This window comes from Bradyrhizobium sp. LB13.1 (assembly GCF_054056815.1).
This window is the reverse complement of record NZ_JBSRYQ010000001.1, coordinates 3,588,574-3,600,295: the sequence shown is the minus strand read 5'-3', so window position 1 is coordinate 3,600,295 and position 11,722 is coordinate 3,588,574. Positions and strand designations below refer to the sequence as shown.

The 11,722-nt window shown below is 63.7% G+C and carries 18 protein-coding genes; 4 read left to right on the top strand and 14 right to left on the bottom strand.

The genetic code is table 11. The features are described 5' to 3' along the window. Positions 1-12 precede the first annotated feature (12 nt). From ACVWYI_RS16870 to ACVWYI_RS16850, 5 genes are read right to left on the bottom strand one after another with little or no spacing between them, the layout of a single operon-like run. On the bottom strand, positions 13-696 hold the full coding sequence (locus tag ACVWYI_RS16870) for a 4-carboxy-4-hydroxy-2-oxoadipate aldolase/oxaloacetate decarboxylase (RefSeq protein ID WP_354103782.1): 684 nt from the start codon (positions 694-696) through the stop codon (positions 13-15). Next, complete coding sequence (locus ACVWYI_RS16865) at positions 693-1,406, bottom strand: PIG-L deacetylase family protein (RefSeq protein WP_247345618.1); 714 nt, start codon at positions 1,404-1,406, stop codon at positions 693-695. The genes ACVWYI_RS16870 and ACVWYI_RS16865 overlap by 4 nt, the downstream gene beginning before the upstream one ends. Before the next feature lie 39 nt (positions 1,407-1,445). Continuing rightward, positions 1,446-2,744 (bottom strand): C4-dicarboxylate transporter DctA, encoded by a 1,299-nt coding sequence (gene dctA / locus ACVWYI_RS16860; RefSeq protein ID WP_456662664.1) that lies wholly within the window; start codon positions 2,742-2,744, stop codon positions 1,446-1,448. Further along, a complete protein-coding gene (locus ACVWYI_RS16855; RefSeq protein WP_456662663.1) occupies positions 2,741-3,625 on the bottom strand; it encodes an amidohydrolase family protein in 885 nt (294 codons plus the stop codon). The genes dctA and ACVWYI_RS16855 overlap by 4 nt, the downstream gene beginning before the upstream one ends. Before the next feature lie 29 nt (positions 3,626-3,654). Continuing rightward, entirely contained in the window at positions 3,655-4,365 is a 711-nt protein-coding gene (locus ACVWYI_RS16850) for a TetR/AcrR family transcriptional regulator (RefSeq protein WP_247446755.1), read from the bottom strand. Between the two features lie 117 nt (positions 4,366-4,482). Here ACVWYI_RS16850 and ACVWYI_RS16845 point away from each other — a divergent pair, with 117 nt between their 5' ends. From ACVWYI_RS16845 to ACVWYI_RS16830, 4 genes are all read left to right on the top strand, one after another. Next, positions 4,483-5,463 (top strand): tripartite tricarboxylate transporter substrate binding protein, encoded by a 981-nt coding sequence (locus ACVWYI_RS16845; protein WP_456662662.1) that lies wholly within the window; start codon positions 4,483-4,485, stop codon positions 5,461-5,463. Between the two features lie 14 nt (positions 5,464-5,477). Beyond that, positions 5,478-5,999 carry a transporter substrate-binding domain-containing protein gene (locus ACVWYI_RS16840; protein WP_456662661.1) on the top strand — a complete coding sequence of 174 codons (522 nt, stop codon included), beginning with the start codon at positions 5,478-5,480 and terminating at the stop codon, positions 5,997-5,999. Beyond that, a complete protein-coding gene (locus ACVWYI_RS16835; protein ID WP_456662660.1) occupies positions 5,917-6,279 on the top strand; it encodes a hypothetical protein in 363 nt (120 codons plus the stop codon). Before ACVWYI_RS16840 ends, ACVWYI_RS16835 begins: the two co-directional genes overlap by 83 nt. Before the next feature lie 165 nt (positions 6,280-6,444). Then, entirely contained in the window at positions 6,445-7,623 is a 1,179-nt protein-coding gene (locus ACVWYI_RS16830; RefSeq protein ID WP_456662659.1) for a DUF763 domain-containing protein, read from the top strand. Between the two features lie 39 nt (positions 7,624-7,662). On the opposite strand, the gene ACVWYI_RS16825 is transcribed toward ACVWYI_RS16830, so the two are convergent. The 9 genes from ACVWYI_RS16825 to ACVWYI_RS16785 form a co-directional block, all read right to left on the bottom strand. Next, positions 7,663-7,905: a hypothetical protein gene (locus tag ACVWYI_RS16825; RefSeq protein WP_247446751.1), complete on the bottom strand. Its 243-nt coding sequence runs from the start codon at positions 7,903-7,905 to the stop codon at positions 7,663-7,665. Positions 7,906-7,941: 36 nt separating this feature from the next. After that, positions 7,942-8,205, bottom strand: a complete 264-nt coding sequence (locus ACVWYI_RS16820; RefSeq protein WP_456662658.1) for a hypothetical protein — start codon at positions 8,203-8,205, stop codon at positions 7,942-7,944. Positions 8,206-8,222: 17 nt separating this feature from the next. Then, positions 8,223-8,450, bottom strand: coding sequence for a hypothetical protein (locus ACVWYI_RS16815; protein WP_247446749.1), 228 nt, complete (start codon positions 8,448-8,450; stop codon positions 8,223-8,225). Positions 8,451-8,452: 2 nt separating this feature from the next. Then, positions 8,453-8,653, bottom strand: a complete 201-nt coding sequence (locus ACVWYI_RS16810; protein WP_247446748.1) for a hypothetical protein — start codon at positions 8,651-8,653, stop codon at positions 8,453-8,455. Between the two features lie 16 nt (positions 8,654-8,669). Continuing rightward, a complete protein-coding gene (locus ACVWYI_RS16805; RefSeq protein ID WP_456662657.1) occupies positions 8,670-8,855 on the bottom strand; it encodes a hypothetical protein in 186 nt (61 codons plus the stop codon). 39 nt (positions 8,856-8,894) lie between these two features. After that, entirely contained in the window at positions 8,895-9,323 is a 429-nt protein-coding gene (locus tag ACVWYI_RS16800) for a CBS domain-containing protein (protein ID WP_247446746.1), read from the bottom strand. Between the two features lie 75 nt (positions 9,324-9,398). Continuing rightward, positions 9,399-9,866, bottom strand: a complete 468-nt coding sequence (locus tag ACVWYI_RS16795) for a DUF2267 domain-containing protein (protein ID WP_456662656.1) — start codon at positions 9,864-9,866, stop codon at positions 9,399-9,401. A gap of 134 nt (positions 9,867-10,000) precedes the next feature. Continuing rightward, positions 10,001-11,239, bottom strand: a complete 1,239-nt coding sequence (locus tag ACVWYI_RS16790; RefSeq protein WP_456662655.1) for a cytochrome P450 — start codon at positions 11,237-11,239, stop codon at positions 10,001-10,003. 105 nt (positions 11,240-11,344) lie between these two features. Next, positions 11,345-11,671: a hypothetical protein gene (locus ACVWYI_RS16785; protein WP_456662654.1), complete on the bottom strand. Its 327-nt coding sequence runs from the start codon at positions 11,669-11,671 to the stop codon at positions 11,345-11,347. Positions 11,672-11,722: the final 51 nt, after the last annotated feature.

Sequence of the window (11,722 nt, the reverse complement as noted above, 5' to 3'; positions counted from 1 at the left end):
CTTCTCTTCGCTTTAGACGTCCTCGGGATTGTCGACATAGACGAGCCCCGCCTTCGCCAAGGCCTCGCGCATGCTGTACATATCGAGCCCGAGTTCGCCCGAGCCGAGCCGCGTGCGCTTGCCGCCCTCGTCCGCATTGCGCTTCTTCGCCTTCTCGGCGACCTCGGCCGCATAGCGCTTCGGCACCGCGACGACGCCGTCGTCATCGGCCACGATGATGTCGCCAGGATCGACGTTGACGCCGGCGCAGACTACGGGGACGTTGACCGAGCCGAGCGTCGCTTTCACCGTCCCCTTGGCCGAAACCGCGCGCGACCACACCGGAAACTTCATCTCGTGCAGCGCTTTGACGTCGCGGCAACCGGCATCGATGATCAGCCCCTGCACGCCGCGTGCCTGAAGCGACGTCGCGAGCAGCTCGCCGAACATGCCGTCGGTGTTGTCCGTGGTGCAGCCGACGACGAGGATGTCGCCCTTTTTGCACTGCTCGACCGCGACATGGATCATCCAATTGTCGCCGGGCTGCGCCAGCACGGTGACCGCGGGACCGGCAATCGAAGCGCCCGGCCAGACCGGCCGCAAGTACGGCTTCATCAGGCCGATGCGGCCATAGGCCTCGTGCACGGTCGAAACGCCGTATTCGGCCATGCCGGCGGGATCGGCACGCTTGATGTTGCGAACGACGACCGGCCTCATGCCAGCACCTCTGCAACCGTCGGGAACAGGCGCTGATAGGCCTCGCCATAGGTCATCGGCACGCCGGTGTTGCGGCTGCCCTGGATGCCGCGGTTAAGCGCGACGCGCTCGTAATAACCCCAGAGATGTTTTTGCGCAGCGAGGATCTGGAATGCCTCGTACTTCTCCTTCCAGACCTCGTCGATCTTGAGGAGCAGGTCCGGTTTGTAATTGCACTGCTCCGGCTGGTGCGGCTCGAACAGGAACACCGGCGGCGCGGAGTATTGGTACTGCGCGCCGGGCTTGTGGCCCATGGCCTGCGCGACCACGCGGGTTTCCTGCGCAAAATGCGCCGCGTTCGGATGGTCAAAATTATAGGGGTCTTCCAGCGCGTGCGTCAGCACAAAACTGGGATTGAGTTCGCGGTAGATGTCGACCATGCGGTCGAAATGCGCTTCGTTGAGCTTCAGCGGATAGTCGCCGCAATCGAAGAACTCGATCTCTGCGCCGAGCAGCTTTGCGGCCCGCTCCGCCTCATCCTTGCGGCCCGCCTTGACCGACTCCAGCGTCGCGCCTTTTTCCTTCCAGGCGAACTGGCTCTCACCGCGCTCGCCAAAGGACATGCAGACGATCTTCATGCGAAAGCCCTTCTTCGCATGCAGCGCGATGGCGCCACCGGCGCGCCAGACGAAATCGCCCGGATGGGCGGTGATCACGAGACCTGTTTTCATGGGACAAACTCCCCTCTTTTGTTCGTAAGCGTCATCAGTTCAAGCAGCGGCGGCGGGTTCCTCGCCGTCGAGCACGCGCTTCAGGCGTTCGCCATCGAGCGCGCCTTCCCATTTGGCAATCGCGATGGTCGCGACCGCGTTCCCGATCAGATTGGTCGGCGTCAGCCCCTGCGACATCAGGCGATGGATGCCGAGCACCAGCGCGACACCCGTCACGGGAATGCTGCCGGTAGCCGACAGGGTCGCCGCCAGCACGACAAAGGCGGCGCCCGCGATTCCCGCCGCGCCCTTGGAGGTCACGAGCAGGATCAAGAGCAGCTCGATCTGCCCGGCGAGCCCGAGCGGTGTGTTGGTCGCCTGCGCCAGGAACACCGAGGCGGCGGCGAGATAGAGGCAGGTGCCGTCGAGATTGAAGGAATAGCCGGTAGGGATCACGAGCCCGACCACGCTCTTCTCGCAGCCGGCCTTCTCCAGCTTGGTCAGCATCCGCGGCAGCACCGTCTCGGACGATGTCGTGGCGATGCAGATCAGCAACTCTTCCCAGATGTAGCGGATCAGCTTGAGGAGCGAGAAGCCGCAGAGACGCGCAACGGGGCCGAGCGCCACGATGATGAAGATCACGCAGGTGAGATAAAAGCCGCCCAGCAGCTTGCCGAGCGATGCCAGCGAGCCGACGCCGAACTTGCCGACCGTAAAGGCAATTGCGCCGAACGCGCCGATCGGGGCCGCCCACATTACGAAACCGACGACGGCGAACACCATCCTGGCAGCGATGTCGATCAGATTGACCAGCGCCGCGGCCCGCTCGCCGAGCTGCACCAGCGCAAAGCCTGATAGCACCGAGATGAACAGAACCTGGAGGATGTTGCCCTCGGCAAAGGCGCCGATGAAGGTCGCCGGCACGATGTTGATCAGGAACGGCACGAAGCCGATCACGGCGGTCTGCTTGACATAGGGCTCGATCGCGCTGGCATTGATGCTGGCGGGATCGATGTTCATGCCGACGCCGGGCTTGAGCAGGTTGACCGCCACGAGGCCGATGATCAGCGCGATCGTGGTCATGACCTCGAAATAGACGATCGCCTTGACGGCGACGCGCCCGACACGGGCCATGTCGGCCATATGCGCGATGCCATGGACGACGGTGCAGAAGATGATCGGCGCGATCAGCATGCGGATCGCCTTGATGAAGGCGTCCCCAAGCGGCTGCATCTTGGCGCCCGCCTCGGGATTGACGATCCCAAGCGCAACGCCGGCCGCCATGGCGATGAGCACCTGGATCCAGAGCTCCTTCCACCAGGCGCGGCCGCGCGGCTTGTCGATCGCTAGCGCCGTCATTGGTCGAACTCGAACAGGCGCGCCGGATTGTCGACGAGGATCTTCTGCTGATACTCCGGCTCCGGCGCGAACAGCGGGATCAAATCGACGAGATCCCCGTCATTCGGCATCGCCTTGACATTGGGATGCGGCCAATCGGTGCCCCAGATGACACGGTCGGGCGCGGTCTCGACGATCTTTCGCGCGAACGGCACGGCGTCGGTGAACGGCGGACCGCTGGAGGACACCCGCTCCGAGCCGCAGATCTTGACCCAGCACTTCTCGTCGCGCTGCATCAGCTCGATCAGGATCTTGAACGGCAGCTGATCGAGCCCTTCCGATGCCTTCACCCGTCCCATATGGTCGATGGTGTAGCTGAGCGGCAGCTTCGCCAGCATGTCGGCATATTCGGGCAGGTCGATCGCGTCGAAATGCAGGTCGATGTGCCAGCCGAGCGGCGTGACCATCGCGACCACCCGATTGAACACGCTTTTGTCGGGAACGCCGCCGAGATGGCGGACGAAATTGAAGCGGCAGCCGCGGAAGCCGCCCTCGTGCAGCACGTGAAGCCCGCGCTCGGTGATGGTGTCGTCGATATTGGCAACCGCGCGATAGGCGCCGTTACTCTGCGCGATGGCATCGAGCGCCACCGCGTTGTCGGTGCCGTGCACACTGGCATTGACGATGACGGCACGCTCAACGCCGAGCTTGGCATGCAGCGCGCGGAAATCCTCGAGCGGCGCATCCGGCGGCGTGTAGGAGCGGTCCGGCGCGTAAGGGTATTTCGCGCCGGGTCCGAAGATGTGGCAATGCGCGTCGCAGGACAGCTTCGGCAGCTTGAACTTCGGCGTGCGCGTGTTCGGGTCGGGCGGCGGAATGGTCGGCGTGTACATCATTGCCATCAGATAAACCGCCGAACGAGACCGCGTCTTCAAGTCTTGCTGCTGACGACCGGTCGTCGCCGTGCCGGCGCGGCCTGATCGAGCGCCGGCGCCTGGAACGCGGCCACCGTGGCCTGCACCAATTGCTCGATGGCGCTGGCGGCATCGTTGCCGTCGGCCTCGCCGCGCGACAGGCGCGAGACGCGATCCGGCGTCACCAGCGAGTAATAGAGCGCGCCGAGCAGGAAGTGACTGCGCCAGACGATGTCGGTGCGCGGAACGTGCGGCAGGCTGTCGTGGATCGCATCGATGAAGGCGTGGCTGGTGTCGTCGAAAGTCTGCGCGATGATTTTGCGCGTGACCTCGTTGCCCTCCGCAGACATCACCGCGCGAAGCCGCGTGAACCGCGCCCCGCCCCCGGCGAGATCGCTGCCCGAGGTGAAGGCCGGCGCGACATAGGCCCGCACCACCGCTTCCAGCCGATCCTGGAGATCGCGCACGCGCCTGGCGGCTGCGAGCAGCTCGGAACGACGCAAATTCATCGGCCCGCAATGGCGCCGGTAGATCTCCAGCAGCAGGCCGTCCTTGGTCTTGAAATGATAGGTGACGCTGCCGGGATTGGCGCCGGCGGCCTGTGCGATATCGCGCACCGATACGGCATTGAAGCCGTTGGTGGCGAACAGCTCCTCGGCCGCGGCGAGGATCGCCTCGCGCATGTTCGGCTTCCGGGCCGTTTCCTTGCTGGTGGGCTTGCGTACCATGTGATTTGTACTATCGTACAAAAGATCAGGTCTCGTCAACAAGAACCATGGGCGGCGTCCGGACGGCTCGAAAGAGCGACGGTCAGCGCGCGAAGGCCCGCAATGGAGTGCTGGAAAATGCTGGGTTTGAACAAGAAGATCGGCGGCTTGATGCTGGGTGCCGGTCTGCTGCTGGCGGGCGGCGCCGCGCAGCCGGCTGACAATTATCCGAGCAAGCCGGTTCACATCCTCGTCCCTTACGCGGCCGGCGGCGCGGTCGACGTGCTCGCGCGCACGCTGAGCCAGGCGCTGGCGAAGACCTGGGGCCAACAGCCTGTGGTCGACAATCGCCCCGGCGCCGGCGGCATCGTCGCCTCGCAGGCACTGACGCAGGCCGCGCCTGACGGCTACACGCTGATCCTGGTCGCGAGTGGCCATCCGCTCAACCAGTTCATCTATCCGAGCGTGCCTTACGACACGTTCAAGGACTTCACCGCGATCACCGAGGTCGCCTCCTCGCCGCTCGCGATCGTCGTCGCCAAGGACAGCCCCTACAAGACGCTCGGTGATCTCCTCGCTGCAGCGAAGAAGGAGCCGGACAAGCTCTCCTACGGCATGTCCGGCAACGGCACCTCGGCGCATCTCGCCGGTGAGCTGTTGAAACACATGTCCGGCACCAAGATCGTTGCGATCCCCTACAAGGGCGGCGCGCCCGCGCTGACCGCAGTGATCGCCGGCGACATCCCGCTCAGTATCAATCCGCTTGCGGAAGCCATCGCCCAGCTCGAAGGCGGCCCGGTGCGCGCGCTCGCGGTGACCTCGGCGGAACGCTCCAAGGCGCTCCCCAATGTTCCGACTGTCGCCGAGTCCGGCGTATCCGGTTACGATGTCTCGGTCTGGTGGGGCGTTCTTGGCCCGGCAAAAATGCCGCCGGAGATCGTGGCGAAGCTCGATACCGATCTGAAGGCGGCGCTGCAGGATGCGAACGTGCTGTCGACGCTCGGCAAGATCGGCGCTGCCCCGGTCGGCTCCTCGTCCAAGGATTTCGACGCCTACATGCACGCCGAGGCAACCAAATGGGAGCCGGTGCTGAAGGCCGCCGACATTCGCGCGCAGTGAGGCGGGCTCATCACATGAGGACCTCGTCCGGACACCTTGCCCGCTCAGCCTTGCTCGCGGTTACTATCATCAGCCTGCTCGGCGCGCCTGCGCACGCCGACGGTGAAGCAAAACTACTGGCGCCAACCGGAACGTTGCGCGTCGGCATCTATCCAGGCAGCCCGACCTCGATGGTAACAGACGCGGCCGGCACGTCGCACGGCCTCGCCTACGATCTCGGCGGCAAGCTGGCAAAACGGCTCGGCGTTCCTATCGACTATGTCAGGTTCCAGCGCGTTGCCGACATCGTCACCGCGATCCATGACGGCCAGGTCGACTTCACCGTGACCAATGCCACGCCGGCCCGCGCCAACGAGGTCAGCTTCAGCCAGCCCGTGCTGGCGATCGAGCTCGGTTTCTTGGTGCCGGCGAACTCGCCCGATCGGCACGATCGAGGATATCGACAAGACAGGCGTGAAGATCGGCGTCACCAAAGGCTCGACCTCCGAGCGCACGCTGCCGGCGAAATTCAAGAACGCGACCATCGTTGCCGCTGAAAGCGTCAAGGTTGCCATCGCCATGTTCGGCCGCGGCGAGATCGATCTCTACGCCACCAACAAGCCGACGCTGTTCGAGTTGTCCGACCAGATGCCGGGCGCGAAAATCCTCGACGGCAATTGGGGCGCCGAGCATATGGCCATCGCGATCCCCAAAGGACGCGAGGAGGCGCTGCCTCTGCTCAACCGCTTCGTGACGGACGAGCAGTCGTCCGGCGCGCTCGACACGATCCAGCAACAGGCAGGCTTGCGCGGCGCCACGAAGGCCACGCGCCAATAGCTCAATGCAATGCAACATCCCCTTAGCGCGTGTTCGCGCGCGAAGTCGGGTTAGGTGCAATCGTCACCGAACTGCGCTATTTCTAGGCAATCATGACTCGACGTTACCGGCAGCGCTGATCTTCCTCTTCACAACGGACGGGTTCCGCCGTGGCTTGCGAGCCGCATGGCCTCACTGGGCGCGATCGTGACTCAGGCGATCGTGCATCATTATGGCCGTGACGCATTCCTCCAGCGGCTCTCGCATCCGTTCTGGTTCCAGTCGTTCGGCGCCGTGATGGGAATGGACTGGCACTCCTCGGGCATCACGACCTCGGTGATCGGCGCGTTGAAGCGCGGGCTCGGACCGCTTCAGGACGAGCTCGGCATCTATATCTGCGGCGGTCGCGGCCAGCATTCGCGCAAGACGCCGGACGAGCTGTTGCAGCTCGGCGACCGCGTCGGCTTCGACGGCGCGAAACTCACGCGTGCCAGTCGCCTCGTGGCGAAGGTTGACAGCGCCGCGGTCCAGGACGGATTCGACCTTTATCTGCACGGCTTCTTCGTCACCACTGACGCCAAATGGACCGTGGTGCAGCAGGGCATGAACGGCGACAAGCGGCAGGCCCGCCGCTATCACTGGCATTCCGAGGCGTTGAAGAGCTTTGTCGACACGCCGCACAGCGCGATCGACGGGCCGCTGCAAGGCGAGATCGTTAATCTCACTGACCATCGCGCCGATGTCTCGCGCACTGCGCAGCTCGAACTCCTGAGCGATCTCGGCCCGGATCGCATCGTCTGCGAATTCGAGCGACTCACCGGGACTGGGTCCGAGCCCGCACAGGCGATGCTGCCGCACCTGATCATGCCAGCCCACCACGACGTACGGCCGAAGGACGTGTTCGCGCGCCGCCTGCACGGCACACTCGCAGCCGCCGCCGAGCGCGGCCCGGTCGATTTTCCGGAGCTGCTGCTGACGCCCGGCGTCGGTGCGCGTACCGTGCGCTCGCTGGCGATGGTGGCCGAGGTGGTGCACGGCGCGCCTTATCGCTTCAACGACCCTGCGCGCTTCTCGCTCGCCCATGGCGGCAAGGACCGGCATCCCTACCCTGTCCCGATCAAGGTCTACGACGAGACCATTCGCGTGCTGAAAGGTGCGATCCAGAACGCAAAGCTCGGACGCGAGGAAGAGATGCAGGCGATCAAGCGCCTCGACGACCAAGCGCGGCGGCTGGAGCGCACCGCAAGCGGGCCATCCGTCGAAGCCTATATCGCCGGAGAGCGTGCGGCCTCGCCCGATCTCGACGGCCGTTCCGTGTTCGGCTGGGAACGCGACCTGGCATCGACAAAAAAACGGACCGGTTGAAAAACCGGTCCGCAAGTTTAGCGGGGAGGAACGCCCCTCTCAGGTCTCGTCGACCTCCGGCTCCTGGTCGAGCCGGTTGGCGGCATGATCCTGATACTGCTCAGTCTGGATTGACTTGCCATCCATACCGCGAATGTCGGAATGCTGGGCCTTATCGCGGTTGGACAGGACCATGTTGTCGCCGATCTTGTCCTTGGGAATGTCGGCCATGGCTCCGGTGCCGTCACCCTTGCCGTGCATGCCCGATCTGAAATGCGCCTTGCTGCCGTGCCCACCTGGCATCGATCTCTCCTCTTGCAGTGAGCGCCCCCTGAAAGTTCAGTGCTTCTGTTGCGCCGGCGATGGTTTCGGCGGCTTGTGGCCGCTCTGGCCAGCGTGGTTGTGCTTGTTGTGGTCGCTCTCCTGGTTGAGACCGCCGCGGCTCACCGGAAATTCACTGTGTCGCGCCTCGGGCTTCGCGCGACGAACGGCGGTGTCCTCGACATTGCGGCCCAAGGCCTGATCCAGTTCTCGGCCATCAGGCACATCGGGTTTGCGCTCGAGGATACGCACCTGCTGCTCGTGGGTCTTTTTGCCTTGCATGTCAGTCTCCCGGTGGTTCACCGGCCTCTTCGAGGCGAACCGCTGCGCGCGACGTCCTTGTCAATACCCCCGGCGACATTCACGTCGTTTTCGACGTCGCCTTCGACCGTATTCTCACCGAGAGCATCCTCGATGTCGTCGGGCGACGCGCCCGCCATGGTGGCCCCTTTCGATCCACCGATCAGCGGATTGTCGCGAATATCCTTGCCGGTGGGCGTGTAAAGCTTTGGCTGCTTGCTGCTCATGATTACCTTCCTCCGCTCTTGCCGGCCGTATCGTGCGTATGATGGGAGTCGTGTTCGCCCCCGCCACCCGAAATTCGGCTGTGGTTTCGCTGTGAATCGTCCGCGGGCGACTTCTTCACCTCAAGCGGTGTCTTCGCGTTCTCATGCGATGCGCCGGGTCCGCCCTGACGGATGCTGTTCGGTGTCTTGGTGGATGTCGACATCGCGGTTGTCGCCTCCTCAACGATCTTGCTGGTAGCCTTGATTTGTCGTGTTCTGCTTGATGTTGCCCTGTTGTCCCTGCTGATCGGGATCCTGCGCGCGTTGCTGGCCACGCGGCTTCCGGTCCGCGGACGTCCGCTTGGAATCGCCGGTTCCCTTCGGGCTCTGGTTCGTGTGTGGGACGGGTGGCATCTTGCCGGTCATATCGGTTCCTTTCGCAGGTGACGTCGTACAACGAGCGCCCTACTGCCACTCCCCGTCCGCAGGTGCGGAGATATCCTTCAGCGCGTCCTGGGCGCACTCATCGTCCGCCCTGCTGATGTCGGCAAGGGCGACAACGCCGACGAGGCGCTTCTGCCGGTTAAGCACCGGCAGGCGCCGGACCTGATGTGTCGCCATCACTTGCGAGGCACCTTCTACGTCATCATCCTCGAAGCAGTAGCAGACGCCGTCGGACATCACCTCTCGAACCGAGGTGTTGCCCGGCGATCGCTCCTCGGCGACGGCACGCATCACAATGTCTCTATCGGTGACCACGCCGACGAGGCGATCGTTCTCACCCACCGGCAATGCACCGACATCGTCGGCACGCATCCAGCGCGCGGCTTCCCGGATGGTCATGTTGGGATCGGCAATGTGCACGGATGGCGTCATGATCTCGTGAACTTGCATGGCTGTGCTCCTCAGTTGATCTCAGGAGGTTTGACTGGCTAACGCAGATATCGCGCAGAAAGGTTTCTTTCCGGCCTAGTGCGACGTACGCTTCGACCGTCCGGACGTATCCGCTGTGACGCGACCCGACGAGTCCTGCGTACCGGGCTCGCTCCAAATCGTCCGCACCTCCTCCGGCAACGCCTCTCTGACCTTATCGACTTGGCCGGGGCTCAAATGCCGCGACAAAACCTTGAAAACCGCACGCGCCGCGTCCTTGGTATTGACCGGTCGGCCGAACGTCAGTTCCGCAGCGATCATCTGAAGGAATTCGTCCAGGGAACGTACCCGCTTTGGCAGCTCCGATGGCCGGAACAGCGGCAGTTGCGATCCGAGATGCGCGGCGAGTTCGATCGGCAGGCGGTCGCGTAATGCGTGCAGCACGGCACCCGTCACGTGCCATGATTGCTGGTCGTCGAGCCCTATCTCTTCACCAATCTCATTGAGCCAGAGATGCGTGGTTTGTGCCGACTTGTCGAACGTGGGAACGGCGCTGGAACCCATTTGCGAACCTCCATCTTGGATTCTTGAGCTTTCGATCACAACAGATGCGACTGCGCGCCGTTCCGAGAGACGACATAAGTTGAGATCAAATCGAATGTTGGAACTGGCTGGTTGTACCCAGCGAGCCGGGATCGTCAGGCGGCTTCGTTCGTCGAGGCGGCCGGTACGGCATCGTCGAATACCGGAAGTCTGTCGAGCGCCCGAATGCCCGGTCGTCGGCGCCAGTGGATTTGCGGCGGCTCGACTGCGAGGCCGAGCCGCGGCCAGCGCGTCAACAACGCTTCAACCGCACACGCTACCTCGATCCGCGCGAGTTGGTGACCGAGACAGAAATGAATTCCGGTGCCGAACGAGATGTGGCGGTTCGGCTTGCGCTGTAGATCGAGCCGTTCGGGATGATCGTGCTCCGCCGGATCCATGTTGGCTGCGGCAAGCATGACCATGATGCGATCGCCCTTCTTCAGGCGCACGCCTTCGAGCTCGATGTCTCGCCGCACGTAGCGCGGCTTCGAAAACTGTACCGGTGAGACGAAGCGCAAGAACTCCTCGACGGCGAGAGGAAGGCGGCTCCAGTCCTCCTCCAGCCAATCGCGCAGAGTGGGATTTTTGAGGAGTTCATAGACCGATCCGCTGATGAGGTGCGTCGTGGTCTCCGAACCTGCCGCCAGCAGCAGAAACACCATCGAGACCATTTCTTCGGCCGTGATCTGGCCACCCTCGCGCTCGACCTGTACCAGCCCTGCGATCAGGCCTTCGCCGCCGTCCACGCGCGCGATCTGCAACTGCTGTTCGAGATAGCCTCGCATCTTGCGGACCGCGAATAGCAAACGGAAGAAGCTGACGACACCCGTCAGCGAGGACATTGCGTTGGCCCACGCGATGAATTTGGGGCGATCGGCCAAAGGCAATCCAAGCAACTCGGAGATCACCGCGAGCGGCAGGATGCGGGCATAGCGCTGGACGAGATCGGCCGGACTTCCTGCCGAGAACAGCTCGTCGGCGAGACCGTCCGCGATGGCGCGGATGCGCGGCTCCATCGCGACGATCGCGCGGCGGCGGAAGGCCTCGTCCACGATGCTGCGCAGCCTTGTGTGGTCCGGCTCGTCCATCGTCAGCATGTTGTTGGCGATGGTTCTGACGTAGTTCGGCATCCACCAGCGCAAACCTGCGACATCGCCGTCCTCCTTGCGCAGCGTGAAATTGGTGCCGTCCTTCAGGGCTTGCGCAGTGGCCTCGTGGGTCGTGGTGATCCAGACATCGCCGACGAAAGGAAATCGCGCTGCGACCACAGGACCGGAAATGCGCAATGTTGCGATCGCCCTGGGCGGATCGCGAAAGAAGGCCTCGCTGGTGAAGTCGAGGCGTGGTGCCATGTGATCACCGGAGCGGTTGATTCTCACCGAGATGGTGCACGACGCAGCCGGCGCAAGGGCACGGAACCTCCGCTTCGGCTTCGGTGCAGGCGTCGAGAAACGAGACTACCCTCGCCCCGGCGAGCGCGGCCCAGCCTTGCGCTGCCGCTGATTGGAGTAGGCGTCCCAATTGCTCCAGCTGCCGTTGCTGAGGCTTTGCAGGTCGGTGGTGAGCGGACGGCGCGTGCGCTTGTCGTGATCGGCGACCGCGCGCTCAGACTGTGCGATCTTGTGCTTGAGTTCCCCGATCGCCTTCTGAGTCTGGCCGCTCCGCTTCGAGGCTGCGATCTCGCCCATCGTGAAGCGCGCGGTCTCGAGCGCCTTCAGCTCGGCGCGATTCTTCTTCAATTGAACCCGGTGCCAGGCAATGTTGCTGTCGCTGTCCGCAACCATGTGGGAACTCCGCTGATTCGTTCCCACAGTGTATCGCGTGCCGAATCGGCG